This window comes from Psychromicrobium ferritrahens (genome assembly GCF_043789415.1).
In the GTDB taxonomy this organism is placed as follows: domain Bacteria; phylum Actinomycetota; class Actinomycetes; order Actinomycetales; family Micrococcaceae; genus Renibacterium.
On the sequence record NZ_JBDLLW010000002.1, the window covers coordinates 73,090 to 96,221 of the forward strand.

A 23,132-nucleotide genomic window follows, 5' to 3' on the forward strand; every position below is an offset into this window, starting at 1 on the left:
TCCTTTGCGAGGTCGTCACTTTTCACATTTATTCCGAGCTACCTCTAGCCTAGTCAAGTTCCAACCCGGCTGAAATTCCAGCCTAACTAAGATTCCAGGATTTCGCCTGTGGTCATATTGACCGCCGGAGTCACTTCCACCGCGTGCAGCGAATCGTAGATCGCCTGAGCCAGCACCGGGCCCACCCCCTTGACCGCGGTGAGCTCTTCCACCGTGGCGGCTTTGAGTTTTTTGACCGAGCCAAAGTGCTTGAGCAAGGTCTTGCTCTTCGACTCACCCAACCCCGGAATCTCATCCAGCAGAGAAGCCGTCATCGATTTACCGCGCTTTTGCCGGTGGAAGGTGATGGCGAACCGGTGCGCCTCGTCCCTGATTCGCTGCAGCAGGTAGAGCCCCTGGGAAGTGCGCGGCAAGATCACCGGGAACTCATCGTCCGGCAGCCAGACCTCCTCGAGCCGCTTGGCTAAGCCAACGACGGCGATGTCGGAGATCCCCAGATCTGCCAGTGCCCGGCTGGCAGCGGCGACCTGAGGCGGGCCGCCGTCCACCACGACTAGGTTCGGCGGGTAGGCGAACTTGCTCTTGGTTCCGGCTTCGATGCCCTCTTCGGTGATCTCATAGCTCACCTCAGTGCTGGCCAGGGCTTCCTGACGCTCCTGCTGCTCTTGCAGGTAGTGCTTGAATCTGCGGCTGATCACGTCGTACATCGAAGCGGTATCGTCCTGCGCAGCGGCCCCGGTGATAGAGAACCTGCGGTATTCGCTTTTCTTAGCCAGACCGTCCTCCACCACGACCATCGAAGCGACCACATTGGTGCCCTGAACATGTGAGATGTCGTAGCATTCGATGCGCAGCAGCGGCATCGGCAGCTCGAGCGCATCCTGCAGTTCCTTGAGCGCCAGAGAACGCTGGTTCAGATCCCCGGCACGCTTGGATTTGTGGAGTTTCATCGCCTGCTCGGCATTGGAGGCAACGGTCTCCAACAGGGCGGCCTTATCCCCGCGCTGCGGTACTTTGATCTCAACCCGCGAGCCGCGCAACCCGCTCAGCCAGGTGGCCAGTTGCTCAGCATTGGCCGGGAGTTCAGGAACCAGGATCTGTCGCGGGATCTTGTCATCGGCATCGTCCTGGGCGCTCTCCTCGCCATAGACCTGCTGCAGAAGGTGCTCGATGAGTTCAGCGGGCTCCAGATCCTCGACTTTCTCCACCACCCAACCACGCTGACCGCGGATCCGGCCGGATCTGACATAGAACACCTGCACGGCGGCTTCCAGCTCGTCCTGGTGAACAGCGAAGATATCTGCGCTGGTGTCTTCCGGAAGCACCACGGCGTTGCGCTCAAAGACCTTGCGGAGCGCTATCACATCGTCGCGCAGCCGGGCGGCCTGCTCGTAATCAAGCTCGGCCACCGCAGCGGCCATTTGCTTCTCCAGGGTGGAAATGAAGCGTTTCGCTTCTCCGCCCATGAAAGAACAGAACTCCTCAGCGAGCTCACGATGCTCCTGCACGCTGATCTTGCCCACGCACGGTGCGGCGCATTTGTCGATATAGCCCAGCAGGCAGGGACGGCCGCTCTGCTGGGCTCTTTTGAGCACGCTCGGGCTGCAGGTGCGTACCGGAAAGACCCTGAGCAGGGTATCCACCGTCTCGCGAATCGCCCCGGCGGTATAAGGCCCAAAATAACGGGTTCCTTTACGCCGCTCGCCGCGCATCACCTGGACCCGGGGGATCTCCTCGGCCATCGTGACGGCGAGGTAGGGGTAGCTCTTATCATCGCGGAAAGCCAGGTTGTACCGAGGAGTGAATTCCTTGATCCAGGTGTATTCGAGTTGCAGAGCCTCGAGTTCGCTGCCCACGATCGTCCACTGCACACTGGCGGCGGTATGCACCATGGCGTAAGTCTTGGGCAGCAGTGTCGCCGGATTCGCGAAGTAGGAGGTCAGCCGGGCCCGCAGGTTCTTAGCCTTGCCGACGTAAATCACCCGACCGTGTTCGTCCCGAAATCGATAGACGCCCGGATTGGTCGGGATTTCACCGGTTTTGGGCCGGTAGCTCAGCGGATCTGCCACAAATTCATCTTAGTGCCGAGTCCCGACAGCTGAACTCCAGCGGTCTCGGGCGAACCGGCCAGACAATGGCCTGTGGGTAGAACTCAACCAGCCGAATCGTGAATCAGCCTTCGGCTGATTTGCTCTTGTTATAGCCATCCGCACGCTCTTGCCCGGTCAGCTCGGCAATCGCATCCATAATCGCATCAGTGGCGGCCCGCCGAGCCGGCAGTGAGTGATCAGTACCGGTTTTCTCGAATTGCAGGGGCTTGCCGATCAGCATGGAGAAATGCTGCGGGCGAATCATATTGCTGCCGGCCGGCTGTAGCTTCTCGGTACCGATCAGCCCCACCGGGAGCACCGGAGCGCCGGTGGTGAGCGCCAACCAGCCGACGCCGGTGCGTCCGCGGTAGAGTTTGCCGTCCCGAGAACGAGTCCCTTCGGGGTAGATGCCCACTCCATCGCCCGCCGCGAGAATATCCAGCAACGATTTGAGCGCCGCCACGCTGGCTGCCTGCTCGCCACGCTCTACCGGAATCGAGCCCACCGCTTCGAAGAAGGACTTCATGAATTTGCCTTTGATGCCCTTGGTCGTGAAGTACTCAGCTTTGGCGAAAAAAGCCACTTTGCGGGGCATCAGGGTCTGCACCAAAACACTGTCCAGGAACGACAAGTGATTCGGTGCCACGATGAACGGGCCGTCCTTCGGGACGTTTTCCAGGCCCGTGATGGTAGGACGGCAGGCCATCGCTATCACTCCACGGGCAGTTCCCCGGGCGGCGTCATAGAGCGCCATGGACGACCTCCAGGGCAAAGTATTCAACCAGGAAGGTCTCCAATTCCGCGGCGCTTCCCACTGTGTGCAGGGCTCCGGCGTCGGCCAGTTCACCCGGGGCGGAGAAACCCCAGAGCACGCCGATGCAGTCGAGCTGATTCGCCCGCGCACCCAGCACATCATGAGAGCGATCACCCACCATCACGGCCCGTTCCGGGTAGCCTAGTCCCTGCAGCGCGGTGGCGATGATCAGCTGTTTGGGCGGAGCGGTGTCGTCGGTCTGAGCGCTCTCGTCCTCGGCCGAACCGGAGACTACCTGAAAACACTCGGAGAGGCCGTGAGTGCTCAGCAGCACCTTGGCGAGCGAAAGAGGCTTCTGAGTGGCTAGGGCGAGGGGCACTCCCCAACCGTTCAGGGTGCGCAGCAGCTCCGGGATGCCGGGGTACGGCCGGCCCATCGCAATCCCCTGACTGATATACCACTGGCGGTATCTCTCGATCACCGCGGGCAATAGTTCAGCGGGGAATCCGGGCAGGCGCAGCAGCGACTCCGCGAGCTTCGGGCCTACCATGGCATCGAGCACGGAGTCGGCAGGAACAGCCAGGTCCATACTCCGCAATGCATATGCGATGCCCTGAGTGATGCCGCCCGCCGGATCGACCACGGTACCGTCCAGATCGAACAATACGGCGGGGCGATCACCGGAAGTGCCGGGCGAAACTCTCATCATCACCGACCTAGTTTCTCACGACTGCGATCTACCCTTGACATGCATTCCGCATCTGGAATACATGTCAAGGGTTTATTCAGAGAACTTCGCGCAAAAAGGTTGCCGTATAGCTCTCTTTTGATCTGGCCACTTGCTCCGGGGTACCGGTGGCGATCACCTGGCCGCCGCCTGAACCGCCGTCGGGTCCCAAGTCAATCAGCCAATCGGCGCTCTTGATCACATCGAGGTTGTGCTCGATGGTGATCACGGTGTTGCCTTTCTCAACCAGTCCTTGCAAGACCAGCAGCAGCTTTCTGATGTCCTCGAAGTGCAGGCCCGTAGTGGGCTCATCGAGCACATAGATGCTGCGGCCATTGGAACGCTTCTGCAGTTCCGAGGCCAGCTTGACGCGTTGCGCTTCCCCACCGGAGAGCGTGGTGGCCGGCTGTCCCAGCCGGACATAGCCGAGCCCGACGTCGACCAGGGTGCGCAAGTGACGCGCAATCGGAGTGAAGGCGGCAAAGAACTCCGCACCCTCTTCAATCGGCATGTTCAGCACATCGGCGATCGTCTTGCCCTTGTAGTGCACTTCCAGTGTCTCCCGGTTGTAGCGTGCCCCATGACACACTTCGCAGGGCACGTAGACGTCGGGCAGGAAGTTCATCTCGATCTTCAGCGTGCCATCACCGGAACAGGCTTCGCAGCGCCCGCCTTTGACGTTAAAGGAGAAGCGCCCGGGCTGGTAACCACGGACTTTCGCCTCGGTGGTCTCCGCGAAAAGTTTGCGGATATTGTCGAAAACCCCGGTGTAGGTCGCGGGATTCGAGCGCGGTGTCCGGCCGATCGGGCTCTGATCGACGTGGACCACCTTGTCGAGGTGCTCAAGGCCCTCTACCCTCAAGTGACGACCGGCCACCTGTTTGGCACCGTTGAGCTTATTGGCCAGCACCTTGTAGAGAATCTCATTGACCAAGGTCGATTTACCCGAACCGGAGACGCCGGTAACCGCGGTGAAGAGCCCCAGTGGGAAGACGGCGTCGATATTCCGCAGGTTGTTCTCTCGGGCTTGCACCACCTTGAGCACCCGCTTCTTATCGAATGTGCGGCGCTTCGCGGGTACCTCGATCTTCTTTCGGCCGGAAAGGTAGTCTCCGGTCAGGGAACGGGTGTTGCTCAGAAGATCCTCCAAGAGCCCCGAGTGCACCACCTCGCCGCCGTGCTCGCCCGCTCCGGGGCCGATGTCGACGATCCAATCGGCTTCCTGGATGGTGTCTTCATCGTGCTCCACCACGATCAGGGTGTTTCCGAGGTCCCGCAGGCGGGTCAGAGTCTGAATCAAGCGTCGGTTATCCCGCTGGTGCAGGCCGATGGAGGGTTCGTCCAGCACATAGAGCACCCCGACCAGGCCGGAGCCGATCTGAGTGGCCAGCCGGATGCGCTGGGCTTCTCCACCGGAGAGCGTGGCGGAAGCCCGTTCCAGATTCAGGTACTCCAAGCCCACATCGAGCAAGAACTTTAACCGGGCCTGGATCTCCTTCAGCACCTGAGCCGCGATCTGCGCCTCCCTGCTGGTCAGTTCGAGCGAGGAGAGGTACTCATAGCACTCCCGCATCGGCATCGCCGCGACAGCCGCGATCGACTTGCCGTTGATCAGTACCGAGAGGGACGCCGGGTTCAACCTCGCGCCGCCGCATTCCGGGCAGGGGATCTGCCGCATGTATTCCTCGTAGCGGTCTCGGGCATACTCCGATTCGGTCTCCAAGTGCTTGCGGTGAATGTACTGCACCACACCTTCGAAACCAGTGCTGTACTTGCGTTCGCGCCCGAAACGATTGCGGTACTGCACCGTGACCTTATGGTCCTTGCCGTAGAGAATCGACTGCTGGGCCAGATCGGAGAGCCCTTGCCACGGCGTGGTCATGGTGAAACCGAGTTCCTTGCCCAGACCTTCCAGTAAGCGGTTCCAGTATTCGGTGGTGGCGGTTCCCAGAGACCAGGGCGCGATGGCACCCTCGGAGAGCGAGAGCTCGGGATTCGGCACCACGAGTTCTTCATCGACTTCGAGTTTGGTGCCGATGCCGGTGCACGCAGGGCAGGCTCCGAAGGGGTTGTTGAAGGAGAAAGAACGGGGTTCGATCTCATCGATGGCCAGCGGGTGCTCATTGGGGCAGGCCAGGTTCTCTGAAAATGCCCTGATCCGGGCTGGATCGCCGTCCTCGGCGTCCACAAGTTCTGCCAGTACTCGCCCTTCCGCGAGCAGTAGCGCGGTCTCCACGGAATCCGTCAACCGCTGCTGAATGCCCGAGCGCACCACGAGTCGATCAATCACCACCTCGATGGTGTGCTTATACTGCTTTTTCAGCTGAGGCGGCTCAGCAAGCTGCACCTGCTCGCCGTCCACCTTGGCCCTGGAGTAGCCCTTGGCCGTGAGCTCCTTGAACAGGTCGACGAACTCGCCTTTGCGTGCTCGGACCACCGGGGCGAGCACCTGGAAGCGGGTGCCCTCCGGCATCTCCAGCAGCTGATCGACGATCTGCTGCGGAGTCTGCCGGGTCACCGGCTCGCCGCAGATCGGGCAGTGCGGCCTGCCGATACGGGCCCAGAGCAGCCTCATGTAATCGTAGATCTCGGTGATGGTGCCCACCGTGGACCGAGGGTTCTTCGAGGTGGACTTCTGATCGATGGAGACCGCGGGCGAAAGGCCTTCAATGAAGTCCACATCGGGCTTGTCGACTTGGCCCAGGAATTGCCGGGCATAGGCGGAGAGAGATTCGACATAGCGCCGTTGCCCTTCGGCGAAGATGGTGTCGAAGGCCAGCGAGGATTTTCCTGAACCGGAGAGACCGGTGAAGACGATCATCGAATCACGGGGCAGGTCCAGATCGACATTGCGCAGATTGTGTTCCCGAGCGCCTTTGACCACCAGCCGGGACATATCGGGTTTCTTCACCGGAGCCAGTTCTTCCAGGGAGGAGGGCATCAGTTCGGTTTCTTCTGCTTTGGGCACACGCACATCCTAATCGAAAATGTCTTCGAATGAAAAGCTATGACTTGAGCGCCTCAGCCGCCATGGCCAGAGCCTCTTTAGCGCTCAGACCCTGTTCTCGCACCACCCCGGCAAAGACCTGGGCGGCCGCGGCGACCTCCGCCCGCTGGGTATCTCCTGCGGAGGCGATCACCGTGCCATGACGGCCCTGGGTATGCACTATTCCGGCTTGCTCGAGCTCTCGAAAGGCCCGGGCCACGGTGTTGGTCGCCAGTCCGCTGCTGGCCGCCAAGCCACGCACCGTGGGTAACCTGAATCCCACGGGGAGTATTCCGCGGGCTGCCAGATCGGCGATATGCTGCCGCAATTGCTCGAAGGGCGGCACCGTTGATCCCTCCCTGGGCCGCCAGTCCCCTAGCTCTCCATCGGCCGCTGAGCTCATCGGGCCACCGCGGCTTCGTCGATCAGCGGGTCACCGAATTGCGACATATAGAGTTTCTCGTAGAAGCCCTTGGCAGCGATTAGTTCTTCATGACGGCCCTGCTCGATGATCTTGCCGTGGTCCATCACCAGAATGAGATCGGCATCCCTGATCGTGGAGAGCCGGTGCGCGATCACGAAACTGGTGCGGTCCTCCCGCAGCCTGTTCATCGCCCGTCTGATCAGTACCTCGGTGCGGGTGTCCACCGAGCTAGTGGCCTCATCCAGGATCAGGATCGAGGGGTTCGCCAGCCAGGCCCGCGCAATGGTCATCAATTGGCGCTGCCCTTGACTGAGCGTATCGCCGTCATCGGAGAGCACGGTGTCATAACCCTCCGGCAGCGCCCGGACGAAGTGATCGACGTGCGTCGCGACCGCAGCCTGATGGATCTCCTCATCGCTGGCGTCCAAGCGGCCATAAGCCAGATTCTCCCGGATCGTGCCGGAGAAGAGCCAGGCGTCCTGCAGCACCATGCCGAATCTGCTGCGCACATCGTCGCGGGTCATCTTGGCGGTATCCACCCCGTCGATGCTGATGGTGCCCGAATCAATGTCGTAGAACCGCATCAGCAGATTGACCAGGGTCGTCTTGCCTGCACCGGTTGGTCCGACGATGGCCACGGTCTGGCCGGGTTCGGCGATCAGCGACAGATCTTCGATCAATGGCTCATCCGCCTTGTACCTGAAATCCACCGAATCGAAGACCACCCGGCCCTCGACCTTTTCCAGGGTCTGAGCTGGCGAATGATCTGGGCTCTGCTCCTTCTCGTCCAGCAGCTCGAAAACCCGCTCTGCGGAGGCCACCCCGGATTGCAGCAGGTTGATCATGCCGCCGATCTGCGCGATGGGCTGGCTGAACTGGCGGGAGTACTGGATGAAGGCCTGCACGCCACCGACGGTGATCTGCCCCGCGGTGATCTGCAACGCGCCGACCACCGCAATCACCACATAGCTCAGATTGGAGACGAAGTTCGTCGAGGGCATGATGATGCCGGAGATGAACTGAGCCTTCGAACTGGAGCGATAGAGCCCCTCATTGGCCGCCTTGAACTTATCGATCGCCGCTTGCTGCTGGCCGAAAGCCTTGACGATCTCATGCCCGGTGAACATCTCCTCGATATGTCCGTTGAGCTCGCCGGTGGTCTTCCACTGCGCCATGAACTGCACCCGCGAGCGCTTGGCCACCAGCACGGTGATCCCGGCGATCAGTGGAATAGCGCAGAGCGCAATCAGTCCGAGCGACCACGAGATGGAGAACATCATCGCGATCACCCCGATCACGGTGAGCACCGAGGTGAGCAGCTGGGTCAGGGTCTGGTTGAGAGTCTGCGAGAAGTTGTCGATGTCATTGGTCACCCGGCTGAGTACATCCCCGCGCGAGGTCTCCTGGAAGTGGCTCATCGGCAGCCGGTCGAGTTTCGCTTCGATGTCTCTCCGCAACCGGTACATCGAGCGCTGCACGATGCCCGTGGTGATGTAGCCCTGACTCCAGTTGAAGAAGAAGGACACCGCGTAGAGAAAGAGCACGAGCAACATGACGCCGCCCAGCGCGGCGAAGTCCACGCCTTGTCCCGGCGTCACGTTCATCGCACTGAGCATATCCGCCAGCTGGTTCTGCCCTTGAGCCCGCAAGCCGGCGACAGCCTGCGCCTGGCTCACCCCGGCCGGCAGCATTTTGCCGATCACTCCCTGGAAGATCAGATCGGTGGCGTGCCCGAGCACTTTGGGTGCTGCCACCGAGAGGCTCACTGAGACGGCGGCCAGAACGATCACCCAGATCATCCTGGGCCGATCCGGTTTCATCAAGCCCAGGATCCGCTTCAGGCTCGGTCCGAAGGTCATGGCTTTTTGCGGCGGACCGCCGCGCCCCATCATGCTCATGCCACGTGCTCCTGATCCTCGCTGGTGAGCTGCGAATTGACGATCTCCTGATAGGTCGCGCAGCTGCGCATCAGTTCCTCGTGAGTGCCTTGCCCGACCAACCGCCCTTGATCCAGCACCAGGATGTTGTCGGCGTGCAGAATGGTGTTAGCCCGCTGCGCCACGACCAGTACGGTGGATTCTTTGGTCACGGGAGCGAGCGCGGCACGCAACCTAGCGTCGGTGGCGAAGTCCAGGGCCGAGAAGCTGTCATCGAAAAGGTAGATCCTGGGTTGGGCGATGATCGCTCGCGCGATACATAGCCTCTGCCGCTGACCACCCGAGAAATTACCGCCGCCCTGTTCGACCGGAGCGTTCAGGCCCGCTGGCAGCTCCCGGACGAAATCAGCGGCTTGAGCGATCTGCAGCGCCGTCCAGATCTCCTGCTCACTGGCATCGGGTTTGCCGAAGCGCAGGTTACTGGCAATGGTGCCGGAGAATAAATAGGCCTTCTGCGGTACCAGTCCGATCGAACCACGCAATGTCTGAAGGCTCAATTGATGGCTTTCCACACCGCCCACCTGAATGCTGCCACCGGTGCGGTCCAGCAATCGAGGAATCAAGTTCAGCAAGGTGGTCTTGCCGCTTCCGGTGGATCCGATGATCGCCGTCGTGGTCCCCGGCTGAGCCTTGAAGTTCAACCCTGAGACCACAGGTTCCTCGGCTCCTGGATAACTGAACTGCACCTCTTTGAATTCGATCTCACCCCCCAGATCAGCGCGCGAGATCGCTGAAGGCGCGTCCACGACCGAGGACTCGGTGTCCAGCACCGTCTGGATCCGCTCGGCGCTCACCGCGGCCCGGGGAATCATCATGAACATGAAGAGCGCGAACATCACCGCCATCAGAATCTGCATGATGTAACTGAGGAATGCGGTCAGCGCGCCAATCTGCATACCCCCTGAATCGATCCGCATACCGCCGAACCAGAGCACACCAACAGTGGCGACGCTCACGGTCGCCATAATCACCGGAAACATCAGGGAGAGCAGGCGTCCGGCACCGAGCTGAGTGCCGGTGAGATCGCGGTTTGCGACGTCGAACCTCTTTGCTTCATAGTCTCGCCGATCGAAGGCGCGAATCACGCTGACGCCCATGATTTGCTCACGCAGCACTCCGTTGATCGCATCGAGTTGCTTTTGGGCGCGACGGAATAAGGGCACCAGCTTCCGCACGATCAAGCCGATCACGATCACCAGTACTGGCAGGATCACCAGCAGTAGGCCGGAGAGCGGAACGTCCTGCTGCAGAGCGAGCACAATGCCGCCCACGCACATGATCGGTGCCATCACCATCATGGTGAAAGACATCAAGGTGAGCATCTGGATCTGCTGCACATCGTTGGTGGTCCGGGTGATCAAGGAGGGCGCGCCGAAAGTTCCCACTTCGCGGGCGGAAAAGGATTCCACCCGGATGAAGAGCGCATCGCGGATCTGCCGCCCCACGGTCATGGCGAGTTTGGCGCTCAGATAAGTGGCGGTGATGGAGCAAATCACCTGACCCAGGGCGATCAGCAGCATCCATCCGCCCAGCGCGTAGATCACCGAGGTGTCGCCTTTGACCACGCCGTCGTCAATGATGTCCGCATTGAGGGTGGGAAGGTACAAAGTGGCCACGGTGGAGAGCAGCTGCAAGAGCACTATGCAGAGCAAGACACCTTTGTGCGGGGAGAGATTTCTGAGAATAAGCCGGAATAACAACAGTTCCTCCTGCAGTCCGGTGTGGATTCAACCTTGAATATCAGTCAGTGACCAAAATTACACCCACCGGCTCGCGCTGTCAGCCGGGGTTAACCGATTCGCCTCTCGGCGAACCCAGCAGCGCATCGGTGAGTCGGGATACCGCAATGAGTGCCTGTTTGGCATCGATCTCATCCCAGCCTTTCAGCTGAGAACGAAGCCTGGCTGCCCGGCTCGACATCACCCGGCTCAGCAGCTCGGTTCCCTGCGACGACACAGCGATCAGAGTCGCTCGACCGTCTTCCGGGTCGGGGCGACGAGCAACGTACCCTTGCTCGTCGAGTTCTGCCAATTGCCGGCTCAGCGCGCTGGGGCCAATGCCCATCACTTCCGCCAGTGCAGTAGCCCGGCACTCTCCCACCTGGGCGAGCAAGCTGACGATGCCGATATGCGCCACCCCCACCCCTTCCGGGAGAGGCTCGTGGGAAGCGCTTTTGAGGGCTCGGAACAACCGGAATACTTCGCTGACCAGGTCGACGAGGGTCTGATCCTGGACGGACATGCTGCCTCCACTAAATAATTGCTTGACGCATTCAACTATATACCCTGGGTCGTTTCCACGTGCAGTTCTATGCTGGAAGAATGCAGCAGAAGATCTGGCAGCTCGAGGCCCTATCCGTCAGGCGCATCTCGGTGAGCGAAATGCAGAACAATGTCTATCTACTGACCTCTCGCAGCAGTGGCAGCCAGGTGTTGATCGATGCGGCAGATGACCTACCGGCCATCGTCGAACTGATTGGCTCCGGCCAGCACGACGTAGCAGCTGGCGTGCGGCCCGAACTACTGGCGGTGATCACCACTCATTCACACTGGGACCATGTGCGCGCCTTGGCCCCACTGGTAGACGCTCAGTGGACGGGGGCCACAGAACGGGTGGGGGCCAGGGAAATTGCGACCTTGGCCGGCAGACTGGATGCACTGGCCATCGAGGTGCCCACCAGCACTCCCCTGGACCACGGAGATCACCCGGAGTTCGGCGATTTCTCTCTTGAGGTAATCCATCTGCGCGGGCATACTCCGGGTTCCATCGCACTGCTGTACCGCAGCCCCCTGGGCGCCGCGCACCTCTTCACCGGAGACTCGCTCTTTCCCGGAGGGGTCGGCAACACCCAACAGGATGCTGCCCGCTTCCAGCAACTCTTCACCGACGTCAAAGAGCGAATCTTCGCGGTACTGCCCGATGACACCATCGTGCATCCCGGTCATGGCGAGGAGACCACACTGGGCGCAGAACGCCCGCGCCTGCCGGAGTGGCAGGCGCGGGGCTGGTAGAGCCGCTGAAAATCTCGTTAGAGCTTCTGGCCGACGACGAAGATCCGCCGGAACGGGAAGACGGTGCCGTAGTCCCGCTTGGGGTAAGCGAGTTCCAGCTGAGGAGCGTATTCGCTCTCGAACTTTTCGATATCCTGCTCGCTCAACACATTCGCTACCGGGCGCAGAGCGGTGCCACGCACCCAGTTGAGCACCGGGGACTCCCCCTGCAGTATCTGCTGATAAGTGGTCTCCCAGCCATCAGCGCGCATTCCCGCCTTGCTGAAGATGTCCAGGTAGTCCTGGGGCTCGCCCACCACATCGGTGTGCCGCAGCACTCCGCCCAGCTTCTCTCGCCAGGCCGGTGATTCGGCGAGTTCTCGCATCAAGCGATGTGAATCGGCGCCGAAGTTCCCCGGCACCTGCATGGCGAACCAAGCCCCGGGCTTGAGTGCCTGGAGCCAGTTGGCGAGCAGCTCCCGATGCCCTGGAACCCACTGCAAAGCAGCGTTCGTCACCACCACGTCGACGGTCTCACTGGGCATCCATGAAGCAATATCACCGAGCTCGAAGGAGAGATTGGCCTGCTGGGTCTTTTCGTTGGCCGCCGCAACCATCTCCGCCGAAGAATCCAGACCGCGCACCTGCGCCCCGGGCCAGCGCACGGCCAAGGTCTCGGTGAGGTTTCCCGGCCCGCACCCCAGATCCACGACTTCCGCAGGGTTCGAAGTGAGCACCCTTGCGGTCATATCGAAGAACGGACGGTCCCGAAAGTCTCCGAATTGCACGTATTTCGTCGGATCCCAAGTGAATGACATGCATCCTCCATAGTCAGTTGTTTATCGCCTTGAGATTACCGCTCCGCTGCTTCACGCAACGACTTATTTGTCGCAAAATTACTTATCTGCAACCATTTAATTGCAGGTAATTAACACTGTTCGGCCCAGGAGGGATAATGCTCGATCGACCCGTGATCACCGGGCTACCACGGCCCAGCACAGGCGGGGAAAGAGCCATCCTCCGCAGCAGAGCGAACCGCCTGCCCAGCCCCTCAGCGCTCAGTACTGTTTTCCAGGAAGTTCCTTGAATGTCAGTTGAATTAGTCCGTCGTTGTGCCGCCTTAGGCGATCAAACCCGGTGGGAGATCCTCCGCTTGCTGGGCAGCCAGACGCTCTCCGCTTCCGCTTTGGCTCAGCGGCTGCCGGTGAGCCGCCAGGCGATTGTCAAGCATCTGAAGATACTGCATGAGGTGGGACTGGTGAGCGGCAAAAAATATGGCCGTGAGGTGGTCTACTCGGCCCTGGGCTCGGAACTGAGCTTCCTGGCGACAATCTTGGAACAACATGCCAGAAACTGGGATAAGCGACTCACTCGAGTCAGAAGAATCGACAAAACTCCCTAGTCGAAACTGAAGGTCATTCATCAGTGACTTGTGCGCTATGGCCCACTGAATCAGCAGGTTCGTTGGGCCATAGTATGTATAGCCCACTTAAAACCCGGTTCACCGGGTTCTAGTATCCGAGTCATTCAGCCAAAGCTAAAGACTTCTTGCGACTAGGCTGGAAGGGATGAACCTCCTGGATAGCTTGCCCCTCGCCAGCCACGGCACTGACGCAGCAGACGCGATTTACCAAGGCTTCACCGACTGGGCCGTGGAGCAGGGCATCGAACTCTATGACGCCCAGGATGAGGCAGTGATGGAGCTCGCCAGCGGTAATAACGTCATTCTCGCCACCCCAACCGGATCGGGAAAGTCCCTGGTCGCCGTCGCCGCTCACTTCGCCGCGATGGCAGCGGGCGAGCGCAGCTACTACACCGCCCCGATCAAGGCCTTGGTCTCGGAGAAATTCTTCGCCCTGATCGAGATCTTCGGCGCGCAGAACGTCGGCATGGTGACCGGGGACTCCTCGGTCAATCAGGACGCGCCGATCATCTGCTGTACCGCCGAGATCCTGGCTAATATCGCGCTCCGGGAAGGCGCTCAGGCAAAGCTCAGCACCGTGGTGATGGACGAATTCCACTACTACGCCGATCCGCAGCGCGGCTGGGCCTGGCAGGTGCCGCTGTTGGAGCTGCCGCAGGCACAGTTCTTGCTGATGAGCGCGACCCTGGGTGATGTGAGCAGCTTCGAAACCGAACTCACAGCGCGTACCGGGCGGATCACCACCACGGTTTCCTCAGCACAGCGGCCAATCCCGCTGCATTTCTATTATGTGGAGACCCCTATCCACGAAACCCTCGAAGAGATGCTGAGCACTCACCAGGCTCCCATCTACGTGGTGCATTTCAGCCAGGCCGAGGCAATCGAAAGGGCGCAGACCCTGATGAGCCTCAATATGTGCTCTAAAGAGGAAAAACAGCGGATCAGCGATCTGATCGCCCAATTCCGCTTCTCCGCTGGCTTCGGCAAGACGCTCAACCGGCTGGTCCGGCACGGCATCGGGGTGCATCACGCGGGGATGCTGCCCAAGTACCGGCGGCTCGTGGAGCAGCTCGCTCAGGCCGGGCTGCTTAAGGTCATCTGCGGCACCGACACCCTGGGCGTCGGAATCAATGTGCCGATCCGCACCGTACTGTTTACCGCCCTCAGCAAGTACGACGGCGTCCGCACCCGAGTGCTGCAAGCTCGCGAATTCCATCAGATCGCCGGGCGAGCCGGACGCGCCGGCTTCGACACCGCGGGCACCGTGGTGGTGCAGGCTCCCGAGCACGTGGTGGAGAACGTCCGGGCGATGGCCAAGGCCCAAGCGAAATTCGGTGATGACCAGCGCAAACTGCGGCAAGTGGTGCGGAAGAAACCGCCTGAAGGCTTTGTCAGCTGGGGTGAACCGACCTTCAAACGGCTGGTAGAAGCCGAACCCGAACCGCTGACTTCCAGTTTCACCATCACCCACGCCATGCTGCTCAATCTCCTGGAACGCCCGGGAGACCCTTTCGCGGCCGCCCGGAAGCTGCTCACCGAGAACCGCGAGCCGCGAGCCCGACAATTGGCGCTATTACGCAAGGCCCTGGGGATCCTGCGTGAGTTGCTGACCGCGGGGGTGCTGGAGCGCATTCCGGTGCAGGAGCAAGGCCCCGATGGACGGACCGTGCGACTCACCGTGCACCTGCAAATGAACTTCGCGCTCAACCAGCCACTCTCCCCTTTCGCTCTGGCCTCGCTCGAACTGCTAGACCCAGAATCCCCCGGCTATGCCTATGACGTCGTCTCGGTGATCGAATCCACCCTGGAGAACCCCCGGCAGATCCTCTCAGCACAGCTCAAATACGCACGTGGCGAGGCGGTTGCCGCGATGAAAGCAGAGGGACTGGACTACGACGCCCGGATGGCTGTGCTGGATGAACTCAGCTACCCCCAGCCGCTCGGGGACCTGCTGCATCAGGCCTTCGAGACCTACCGCAAAGCCTCGCCCTGGCTCGGCGATTTCGAAGTGGCCCCGAAATCGATTGTCCGGGACATGATCGAACGGGCGATGAACTTCGGAGAGTTCGTGCGCTTCTATTCACTCGCCCGCAGCGAAGGCATTGTGCTGCGCTACCTCGCCGACGCCTACCGGGCGCTGCGTCAGACGGTGCCCAGTAACGCACTGACCGAAGACCTCTCGGATCTGATCGCCTGGCTCGGCGAAACGGTGCGCCAAGTCGATTCCAGCCTGATCGACGAGTGGGAAGCCCTGGCTGCGGGCGATCTGGTGGAGATCGAGTCCGGAAGCAACCCAGGTGACTCACTGACTGCCGCGCCGCCCGCTCTGACCAAGAACGAACGGGCTTTCCGGGTGATGGTGCGCAATGAGTTGTTCCGCCGAGTGGAACTGGCCTCCCGCGACGACTACCGGAGCCTCGGCGAACTGGATGCGGACGCCGGCTGGGATGCAGATCGCTGGGCAGATGCCCTTCAGGACTACTGGGACGAGCATGACGAACTGCAAGCTGACTCGGCGGCCCGCGGGCCCGCTTTGTTCGTGATCAGTGATGGGGGGACCCGATCCTGGAGCGTCCGTCAGATCATCGACGATCCAGCGGGGAATCACGACTGGTCGATCGCCGCGACCGTCGATCTGGACGCCTCCGACCAAGAGGGTTACGCCGTCGTGAAGCTGCTGAGTTTCAGCAGAAGCTAAGCAACGATGCCCAGCCCCTCGCCAGTGAGATAGCCTCGAAACATGACTATTCGCCCCGCCCTGCCCACCGACGTGCCGGTCATTCTGGAATTGATTCACGATCTCGCGATCTACGAGAAGGAACCGGAAGCGGTCAAGACCACCGAGGCCATGCTGCAGGCCACGCTCTTCGCCGAAGCTCCCAAGGTTTTCGCTCACGTCGCGGAAGATTCTTCCGGCGTCCAAGGCTTCGCCCTATGGTTCCTGAACTTCTCCACCTGGGAAGGCGTGCACGGGATCTACCTAGAGGATCTCTACGTCCGTCCGACAGCACGCGGCGGCGGTCATGGCAAGGCGCTCTTGCAACACCTCGCGCAGATCGCGGTTCAGCAGGGCTATGCCCGGGTGGAATGGAGCGTGCTCGATTGGAACACCCCGTCCATCAATTTTTATCGCTCGCTAGGCGCAGAACCGATGGAGGAATGGACCACCTTCCGGCTCACCGGTGCGGCGCTACAGAAAGTTGGAGAATCATGAGCTCGCCACATCATCGACTGGGTCATCGAGTGATTCGAGATGAACATCTCTATCAGGATCATTGGTTTTCGCTTCCCTTAGATCATCGAGCGGCCGACGGCGAACAGCTCACCGTATTCGCTCGTGAGATCGCCCGCCAGGATGCCACTGATGCTCCCTGGCTGGTCTACTTTCAGGGTGGTCCTGGACATCGGGCTGATCGTCCGCTGTCCCCCAGCGGCTGGGTCAAAGAGGCGCTCAAGGAATTCCGGGTGCTGCTGCTGGATCAACGCGGCACCGGACTCTCCTCACCAATCAACCGGCAAACTCTGCCCGCCCGTGGCAGCGCCGCCCAACAGGCCAGCTATCTCAAGCATTTTCGAGCCGATTCCATCGTGGCCGACGCCGAGGCCATCCGCGGCGCGCTGGATAGCCAACCCTGGTCCATCCTGGGGCAGAGTTTCGGTGGATTCTGCGCGCTGAGCTACCTCTCGTTCTTCCCTGCCGGGCTCAAAGAGGCCTTCATCACCGCGGGCCTCGGACCCTTGCACGGACACCCCGACCGGGTTTATCGGGCGACCTACCAGCGCGTGGCGGCCCGGAACCGGGAGTACTTCAGCAGATACCCCGAGGATCAAGTGATCGCACGGCAGATCGCACAGCATCTGGCTGAGACGCCTGAGTTCCTGCCTACCGGTGAACAACTCACCGGTCATCGCTTTCAGATGCTGGGTTCCTTCCTCGGCGGCAATAGCCGGATCGACGGACTGCATTATTTACTCGAGGATGCTTTTGTGGAAACCAGCGAAGGCCCGCGGCTCTCGGATAGTTTCCTCGCCCAGACCTCGCAGCTGGTCTCTTATGCGGCGAGCCCGCTCTACGCCGTGCTGCACGAGTCCATTTATTGCCAAGGGGAGGCCTCACGCTGGGCTGCTGCCCGGGTGGCTGAGGAACGTGGAGACCTGGCCCCGGATTCGGTGCCGTTCAACTTCACCGGTGAGGCCATTATGCCCTGGTACTTCGAAGAGGATCCTGCACTTCGCCCGCTGCGAGAGGTGGCGGAACTAGTGGCTCAGGACAGCGACTGGCCCGCGCTTTACGATCTGGAGCAACTGGCGCGCAATGATGTCCCGGTAGCGGCGACCGCCTATTTCGACGATATTTACGTCGATCACGGCCTGGCTGTGGAGACCGCGCGTTCAGTGCGCGGGCTCAAGCTCTGGGAGACCGGCGAATATCATCATGACGGACTGCGCGCCGACGGTGAGAAGATCTTCGCCACCCTCAAGCAGCTGGCGCGCGGCGAGTGACGCGATGAAGCAGCAATAGCCCCAGCAGGACGGCCACCGACAGCACCGCGATGCTGAGATTCAGCCCGCCATACCCCCAACTGGCTAGCACCGCTCCGGCCAGAATGCTCCCCGCAGCGGCGGTGAAGCCCATCAAGGTATCGGAGACCCCCTGGACCATCACCCGTTGCTCCGGTGGCACACTCTCGCTGAGCAAAGTGGCAGCCGCAATGATGGACGCCGACCAGCCGAGGCCAAGCAGCACCAGACCGGTGGTCACCAGCCCGGCGTCGTGCTGTCCCCAGCCGGCGATGCCGGCTGAAACCAGCAGCATGCACTGACCGATCACCATCATGGGCACCCTGCCTAATCGGTCGCTGAGCCAACCGAAGAGCGGTGAAAGCGCGAACATACCGGCGATGTGCAGTGAGATGCTGAAACCGATGAAAGCCAGCACATCGGTGCTGTGGTGCCCCATTGCGGCGTGTTCGTCGATCTGCTGTAGATGCAGGGGCGTCATGGACATCACCGAGACCATCACCACATGGCTGCCAATCACGGTGAGCAAGGCCATCAGGGCACGCGGGGAACGCCAGATGGCGGCCATACCACCGCTCAGCGAACGTCCCCCCGAAGCAGTGGATCCTGGAGCAGCGAGCCCCTCCTCCGCCCAGCGACTTTGTGCGATGCGGAGCGGATCCGGACGCAACCCGAAGCTCAACAGCAGAATCGCAGCACCCATTGCCAGCGCTGAGAAGAGGAATGGTCCGGCCATCTCGGGCAAGCCAAAAATCGCCCCCAACTGCGCACCCGGTTTGATCAGATTGGGCCCGGCGACTGCGCCGATGGTGGTCGCCCACACCACGATGGAAAGATCGCGACCCCGGTGTCGAGGCAGAGCCAAATCGGTCGCCGCGAATCGCGATTGCAAATTCGCAGTGGTACCGAAGCCCAGCCCCACACCGCCGAGCAACAAAAGCGGAAAGAGCCTGGTGGAAGCCGCCACAATGATCAGCACCGCACCGGCCAGCGCAATCAGCAAGCAGAGTGTGAGCGATATTCGACGGCCGCGAGCTGCCGCCAGGGCAGCCATCGGCAAAGCGGCCAGCGCTGCCGCCAAGGTCAGCACCGTAGTCAACGAACCGGCCCAAGCCTCAGAACCTGAAAGGTCAACGGCTAAAAGTGAACCTATGGAGAGCGCTGCGCCGCCACCCAGGCCACCGAGCAGCTGAGCCCCCGACAGCACCGCAACGGTACGTCGTTGAATACCGGGAATCGAGGAATCAGTGATCTCAGCCATCGAACCATCTTATGGTTCTTCTATCGGCTAGCCTGCCCGGCTGCTTCGACGAGCACGCCGTCTTTCACCACCGGGCAGGGCCGCTCAAGAGTCGATCAGAGAGCGCCGGAGCCGGGCCTTCCAGGCTCTTCAACCGAGCTTTCAGTGGCCTGAGAAGCTTCGGCCGCCTGGCTCTGCTTCGGTCCTGATTCACTCTCAGGGGTTCTAGCCGCTTGCAGTCGATCAGCCGAGGATTCCTCATCGCCGAGCTCATCGACCTGGGAAAGCTCTCCTGCTTTCTCGAGTTCGGGATCGACCTTCCCCCGTGAAACCAGCAAGCTCGCCACAGTAGCCACCAGAATGGTGGCCACGATGACCACGAGAGAGAGCCAGGTCGGAATCTCCGGTGCCCACTCAATGCCATGACCGCCGTTGATGAAGGGCAGTTCATTGACGTGCATAGCGTGCAGGATCAGCTTGATGCCAATGAATCCAAGGATGATCGACAGCGCGTGCTTCAGGAAGACCAACCGTTTGAGCAATCCGCCGAGCAGGAAGTAGAGCTGACGCAACCCCATCAGGGCGAAAATATTCGCGGTGAAGACGATGAAGGGTTCCTTGGTGAGACCGAAGATCGCGGGGATCGAGTCAACCGCGAAGAGCAGATCAGTCAGGCCCAGCGCAATGAACACGATGAGCATCGGGGTCCAGACCTTCTTGCCGTTCACGACGGTGCGGACCTTGCTGCCGTCGAAGTCCTGAGACATCGGCAGCACGGAACGGATCTTTCGGATCAGCACATTATCTCCGGCGTGTCCCTCATCCTCACCTGAGTCCCGGGCTTGCTGCCAGGCGGTATAAAGCAAGAAGAGACCGAAGATGTAGAAGACCCAGCTGAAGTTCTCGATGACTGCCGCACCCAGCAGGATGAAGATCCCTCGCAGCACCAGCGCGAGAATGATGCCGACCATCAAGGCTTCTTGCTGATACTTTCTGGGCACACCGAATCTGGCCAGGATGATGATGAACACGAAGAGGTTGTCGATGCTCAGGCTGTATTCGGTGATCCACCCAGCGACGAATTGGGAGCCGTGCTCTGGACCGGTGAAAATGAACATCAAGACCGCGAAGATCAAGGCAAGACCGATGTAGAAAGCGATCCAGAGGCCCGCCTCCTTCATCGAAGGTTCGTGCGGGCGCTTCAGTACGAGAAGCAGATCGAACAGCAGAACCAGCCCCAGGACCACGAAGGTCCCGATTTCAAAGGCAAGAGGAAGATCAGTCATAAGACTCTTTCGGGTAGACGAAATCGTCGCAAGTCTCTCCGCCGATTCGCTGACCGACCGCTACGCCCGGCGGGGCAACCATGCCCTGCGTGTTGACGTTCGTAGCACTTGGGATACTCCCCTACGCAGCTATTAGTTTACATGCTCACCGAGCAAAATCCTGCAGCCAGCGGCTAACAGCGGCTCAGGCGTGACCGGCGTTCTGCATCTGCCGCAGCTCCTTTTTCAAGTCACCTACTTCATCACGCAGTCGGGCAGCCAGCTCGAATTGCAGTTCCGCTGCAGCCCCGTGCATCTGGGCGGTGAGCTGCTCGATCAGATCGACCAGATCTTCGGCTGGTACCGCCGCCAAACCATCGTGCCGCACCGGTGTGGGAGCCTTGCCTCTGGCTTTGCCCTTAGCCGCGCTGTCCAGCAGCTCCTTGGTATCAGCGTCCTCACGGGCCAGCGAGTCGGTAATATCCGCGATCTTCTTGCGCAAGGGGGTCGGGTCGACACCGTGCTCGGTGTTATAGGCGACCTGCACGGCCCGACGACGATTGGTCTCGTCAATCGCCGTCGCCATCGAATCGGTGATCTTATCCGCGTACATATGAACCTGGCCGGAGACGTTACGCGCCGCGCGCCCGATGGTCTGAATCAAGGAGGTGGCAGAACGCAGGAACCCTTCCTTATCCGCGTCCAGAATACTGACCAGGGAGACTTCCGGAAGGTCAAGGCCTTCGCGGAGCAGGTTGATGCCGACCAGCACGTCGAAGGTGCCCAGCCGCAAGTCACGCAGCAATTCGACGCGTCGCAGGGTATCGACGTCGGAGTGCAGATACTGCACCTTGATGCCGTGACCGAGCAGATACTCGGTGAGATCCTCAGCCATCCGCTTGGTCAAGGTGGTCACCAAAACCCGCTCATTGAGCTCGACCCGGCTACGGATCTCCCCCAGCAGATCGTCGATCTGGCCCTTAGTGGGCTTAATGATGACCTCTGGGTCGATCAAGCCGGTCGGCCTGATGATCTGCTGCACCACGCCGTCGGACTTGGCCAGTTCGTATTTGCCCGGTGTAGCGGAAAGATAGACCGTCTGACCGATCCGCTCGAGAAATTCGTCCCACTTCAGCGGCCGGTTGTCCATTGCCGAGGGCAGCCGGAAGCCGTGATCCACGAGCGTCCGCTTCCGAGACATATCCCCTTCGTACATCGCCCCGATCTGAGGCACTGTGACATGCGATTCGTCGATCACCAGCAGGAAATCATCAGGGAAGTAGTCGATCAGGCAACTCGGCGCGCTGCCACCCTCCCGCCCATCGATGTGCCGCGAGTAGTTCTCAATGCCATTGCAGAAGCCCATCTGCTGCATCATTTCCAGATCATAGGTAGTGCGCATCCGCAGCCGCTGGGCTTCCAGCAGCTTGTTCTGCGATTCCAGTTCCTTCAGCCGCACCGCCAGCTCGTCCTCGATGCTCGCGATGGCGCGCGCCATCCGCTCCGGCCCGGCCACGTAATGCGAAGCCGGGAAGACGTACATCTCGTTTTCCTCACGGATCACCTCTCCGGTGAGCGGGTGCAAGGTGTAGATCTTCTCGATCTCGTCACCGAAGAACTCAATGCGCAATGCTTGTTCCTCATACATCGGGATGATCTCCACGGTGTCTCCGCGGACCCGGAAAGTACCACGGTGGAAATCGATGTCGTTGCGCTTGTACTGCATGCCGACGAATTTCCTCAGCAGATCATCACGGTTCACCTGAGCGCCACGCTGCAGGGTGACCATCCCGGAGACATACTCCTCCGGGGTACCCAAGCCGTAGATGCAAGATACCGAGGCGACCACCACGACATCCCGCCGGGTCAGTAACGAGTTGGTGGCCGAATAACGCAGCCGCTCAACCTCTTCGTTCACCGAGGAATCTTTCTCGATGAAGGTATCGGTCTGCGGAACGTAGGCTTCCGGTTGGTAGTAGTCGTAGTAGGAGACGAAGTACTCCACCGCGTTGTTCGGCAGCAGTTCACGGAACTCATTGGCCAGCTGCGCAGCCAGGGTCTTGTTCTGCACCATGACCAGGGTGGGTCGTTGCAGCTGCTCGATCAGCCAGGCGGTGGTCGCCGATTTACCGGTTCCGGTGGCACCGAGCAGCACCACGTCCTTCTCCCCGTTATTGATCCGTTCGGTCAGCTCCTTGATCGCCGCGGGCTGATCGCCCGCCGGCTGATATTCGCTGATCACTTCGAAGGGCGCCACCACGCGGTTGATCTGCTGTGCAAGACTCATACCTCTACGCTACTGCTTGGCACCGACAGTTTGCGAAAAACTTCTATCAAGGTAATTCCAGCCAAAGCCTAGGGTTCTCGCAGGAGATTCGATAAAGTTGCTAAGCAATTACACATTAGGTATCACAAAACCCCTTAGAGAGGCCCCTGATGAGCGATCCTTACGGGCAGCAACAGCCCCCCAGCTACCCCACTCCGAATGGCAGCTATCCGCCGGCTGCCGGCGCCGATTTTCCGGGCAAGACTCTGGGCATCGTCGGCCTGGTCTGTTCCATCGTTTTCGGTATCGTCGGATTGATCATCTCGATCATCGCCAATAATCAGTCCAAGACCGCCGGTTTCAAGAACACCCCCGCCTTCATCGGCATCATTATTGGCATCATCGTCACGGTTCTTGGCATCATCTGGTTTATTTTCATCATGGTTCTGGCCGCGAACTTTTCGAACTCGGGTTACCCGGGTTACAACGTTTTGCTCGGCTTCTGACTT

18 protein-coding genes are annotated in these 23,132 nt (G+C 60.5%); 6 read left to right on the forward strand and 12 right to left on the reverse strand.

Translation table 11 applies throughout. The features are described 5' to 3' along the window. Window positions 1–86: 86 nt before the first annotated feature. The 8 genes from uvrC to ABDK06_RS10110 all read right to left on the reverse strand — a co-directional run bounded on the left by uvrC (window position 87) and on the right by ABDK06_RS10110 (window position 11,159). Window positions 87–2,069 carry an excinuclease ABC subunit UvrC gene (gene uvrC, locus ABDK06_RS10075; RefSeq protein ID WP_394940896.1) on the reverse strand — a complete coding sequence of 661 codons (1,983 nt, stop codon included), beginning with the start codon at window positions 2,067–2,069 and terminating at the stop codon, window positions 87–89. 103 nt (window positions 2,070–2,172) lie between these two features. Next, a complete protein-coding gene (locus ABDK06_RS10080; protein WP_394940897.1) occupies window positions 2,173–2,844 on the reverse strand; it encodes a lysophospholipid acyltransferase family protein in 672 nt (223 codons plus the stop codon). Next, complete coding sequence (locus tag ABDK06_RS10085; protein ID WP_394940898.1) at window positions 2,831–3,553, reverse strand: HAD hydrolase-like protein; 723 nt, start codon at window positions 3,551–3,553, stop codon at window positions 2,831–2,833. The genes ABDK06_RS10080 and ABDK06_RS10085 overlap by 14 nt, the downstream gene beginning before the upstream one ends. Before the next feature lie 76 nt (window positions 3,554–3,629). Continuing rightward, a complete protein-coding gene (uvrA, locus tag ABDK06_RS10090) occupies window positions 3,630–6,539 on the reverse strand; it encodes an excinuclease ABC subunit UvrA (protein ID WP_394940899.1) in 2,910 nt (969 codons plus the stop codon). 37 nt (window positions 6,540–6,576) lie between these two features. After that, window positions 6,577–6,960 carry a GntR family transcriptional regulator gene (locus ABDK06_RS10095; RefSeq protein WP_394940900.1) on the reverse strand — a complete coding sequence of 128 codons (384 nt, stop codon included), beginning with the start codon at window positions 6,958–6,960 and terminating at the stop codon, window positions 6,577–6,579. Continuing rightward, window positions 6,957–8,879, reverse strand: a complete 1,923-nt coding sequence (locus tag ABDK06_RS10100; RefSeq protein WP_394940901.1) for an ABC transporter ATP-binding protein — start codon at window positions 8,877–8,879, stop codon at window positions 6,957–6,959. The genes ABDK06_RS10095 and ABDK06_RS10100 overlap by 4 nt, the downstream gene beginning before the upstream one ends. Next, entirely contained in the window at window positions 8,876–10,618 is a 1,743-nt protein-coding gene (locus ABDK06_RS10105; protein WP_394940902.1) for an ABC transporter ATP-binding protein, read from the reverse strand. The genes ABDK06_RS10100 and ABDK06_RS10105 overlap by 4 nt, the downstream gene beginning before the upstream one ends. Before the next feature lie 79 nt (window positions 10,619–10,697). Next, window positions 10,698–11,159: a MarR family winged helix-turn-helix transcriptional regulator gene (locus ABDK06_RS10110; protein ID WP_394940903.1), complete on the reverse strand. Its 462-nt coding sequence runs from the start codon at window positions 11,157–11,159 to the stop codon at window positions 10,698–10,700. 80 nt (window positions 11,160–11,239) lie between these two features. Between ABDK06_RS10110 and ABDK06_RS10115 the strand changes: the two genes are divergently transcribed. Next, window positions 11,240–11,929: an MBL fold metallo-hydrolase gene (locus ABDK06_RS10115; protein ID WP_394940904.1), complete on the forward strand. Its 690-nt coding sequence runs from the start codon at window positions 11,240–11,242 to the stop codon at window positions 11,927–11,929. A 17-nt stretch (window positions 11,930–11,946) separates the two neighbouring features. Here ABDK06_RS10115 and ABDK06_RS10120 read toward each other — a convergent pair whose 3' ends face one another. After that, a complete protein-coding gene (locus tag ABDK06_RS10120; RefSeq protein ID WP_394940905.1) occupies window positions 11,947–12,726 on the reverse strand; it encodes a trans-aconitate 2-methyltransferase in 780 nt (259 codons plus the stop codon). Between the two features lie 269 nt (window positions 12,727–12,995). Here ABDK06_RS10120 and ABDK06_RS10125 point away from each other — a divergent pair, with 269 nt between their 5' ends. The 4 genes from ABDK06_RS10125 to ABDK06_RS10140 all read left to right on the forward strand — a co-directional run bounded on the left by ABDK06_RS10125 (window position 12,996) and on the right by ABDK06_RS10140 (window position 17,834). After that, window positions 12,996–13,310 carry an ArsR/SmtB family transcription factor gene (locus ABDK06_RS10125; RefSeq protein ID WP_394940906.1) on the forward strand — a complete coding sequence of 105 codons (315 nt, stop codon included), beginning with the start codon at window positions 12,996–12,998 and terminating at the stop codon, window positions 13,308–13,310. 166 nt (window positions 13,311–13,476) lie between these two features. Next, the gene (locus ABDK06_RS10130; protein WP_394940907.1) at window positions 13,477–16,029 is read left to right on the forward strand and encodes a DEAD/DEAH box helicase; all 2,553 of its coding nucleotides are present in this window, start codon (window positions 13,477–13,479) and stop codon (window positions 16,027–16,029) included. Window positions 16,030–16,071: 42 nt separating this feature from the next. Next, complete coding sequence (locus ABDK06_RS10135) at window positions 16,072–16,545, forward strand: GNAT family N-acetyltransferase (RefSeq protein WP_394940908.1); 474 nt, start codon at window positions 16,072–16,074, stop codon at window positions 16,543–16,545. Further along, entirely contained in the window at window positions 16,542–17,834 is a 1,293-nt protein-coding gene (locus ABDK06_RS10140) for an alpha/beta fold hydrolase (RefSeq protein ID WP_394940909.1), read from the forward strand. Before ABDK06_RS10135 ends, ABDK06_RS10140 begins: the two co-directional genes overlap by 4 nt. Here ABDK06_RS10140 and ABDK06_RS10145 read toward each other — a convergent pair. The 3 genes from ABDK06_RS10145 to uvrB all read right to left on the reverse strand — a co-directional run bounded on the left by ABDK06_RS10145 (window position 17,809) and on the right by uvrB (window position 22,644). Next, the gene (locus ABDK06_RS10145) at window positions 17,809–19,113 is read right to left on the reverse strand and encodes an MFS transporter (protein ID WP_394940910.1); all 1,305 of its coding nucleotides are present in this window, start codon (window positions 19,111–19,113) and stop codon (window positions 17,809–17,811) included. The two genes, ABDK06_RS10140 and ABDK06_RS10145, sit on opposite strands and share 26 nt — an antisense overlap. 95 nt (window positions 19,114–19,208) lie before the next feature. Then, a complete protein-coding gene (locus ABDK06_RS10150) occupies window positions 19,209–20,378 on the reverse strand; it encodes a TerC family protein (protein ID WP_394940911.1) in 1,170 nt (389 codons plus the stop codon). A 184-nt stretch (window positions 20,379–20,562) separates the two neighbouring features. Continuing rightward, window positions 20,563–22,644, reverse strand: coding sequence for an excinuclease ABC subunit UvrB (gene uvrB / locus ABDK06_RS10155; RefSeq protein WP_394940912.1), 2,082 nt, complete (start codon window positions 22,642–22,644; stop codon window positions 20,563–20,565). A 149-nt stretch (window positions 22,645–22,793) separates the two neighbouring features. Here uvrB and ABDK06_RS10160 point away from each other — a divergent pair, with 149 nt between their 5' ends. Further along, the gene (locus ABDK06_RS10160) at window positions 22,794–23,129 is read left to right on the forward strand and encodes a hypothetical protein (protein WP_394940913.1); all 336 of its coding nucleotides are present in this window, start codon (window positions 22,794–22,796) and stop codon (window positions 23,127–23,129) included. Window positions 23,130–23,132: the final 3 nt, after the last annotated feature.

Bases quoted from the DNA above. Each gene is read 5' to 3' on its own strand.
- ABDK06_RS10120 (WP_394940905.1), bottom strand. From the start codon at position 12,726: ATGTCATTCACTTGGGATCCGACGAAATACGTGCAATTCGGAGACTTT.
- ABDK06_RS10080 (WP_394940897.1), bottom strand. From the start codon at position 2,844: ATGGCGCTCTATGACGCCGCCCGGGGAACTGCCCGTGGAGTGATAGCG.
- ABDK06_RS10160 (WP_394940913.1), top strand. From the start codon at position 22,794: ATGAGCGATCCTTACGGGCAGCAACAGCCCCCCAGCTACCCCACTCCG.
- ABDK06_RS10145 (WP_394940910.1), bottom strand. From the start codon at position 19,113: ATGGCTGAGATCACTGATTCCTCGATTCCCGGTATTCAACGACGTACC.
- ABDK06_RS10125 (WP_394940906.1), top strand. From the start codon at position 12,996: ATGTCAGTTGAATTAGTCCGTCGTTGTGCCGCCTTAGGCGATCAAACC.
- ABDK06_RS10095 (WP_394940900.1), bottom strand. From the start codon at position 6,960: ATGAGCTCAGCGGCCGATGGAGAGCTAGGGGACTGGCGGCCCAGGGAG.
- ABDK06_RS10135 (WP_394940908.1), top strand. From the start codon at position 16,072: ATGACTATTCGCCCCGCCCTGCCCACCGACGTGCCGGTCATTCTGGAA.
- ABDK06_RS10140 (WP_394940909.1), top strand. From the start codon at position 16,542: ATGAGCTCGCCACATCATCGACTGGGTCATCGAGTGATTCGAGATGAA.
- ABDK06_RS10115 (WP_394940904.1), top strand. From the start codon at position 11,240: ATGCAGCAGAAGATCTGGCAGCTCGAGGCCCTATCCGTCAGGCGCATC.
- ABDK06_RS10100 (WP_394940901.1), bottom strand. From the start codon at position 8,879: ATGAGCATGATGGGGCGCGGCGGTCCGCCGCAAAAAGCCATGACCTTC.
- ABDK06_RS10110 (WP_394940903.1), bottom strand. From the start codon at position 11,159: ATGTCCGTCCAGGATCAGACCCTCGTCGACCTGGTCAGCGAAGTATTC.
- ABDK06_RS10085 (WP_394940898.1), bottom strand. From the start codon at position 3,553: ATGATGAGAGTTTCGCCCGGCACTTCCGGTGATCGCCCCGCCGTATTG.
- uvrB (WP_394940912.1), bottom strand. From the start codon at position 22,644: ATGAGTCTTGCACAGCAGATCAACCGCGTGGTGGCGCCCTTCGAAGTG.
- ABDK06_RS10150 (WP_394940911.1), bottom strand. From the start codon at position 20,378: ATGACTGATCTTCCTCTTGCCTTTGAAATCGGGACCTTCGTGGTCCTG.
- ABDK06_RS10130 (WP_394940907.1), top strand. From the start codon at position 13,477: ATGAACCTCCTGGATAGCTTGCCCCTCGCCAGCCACGGCACTGACGCA.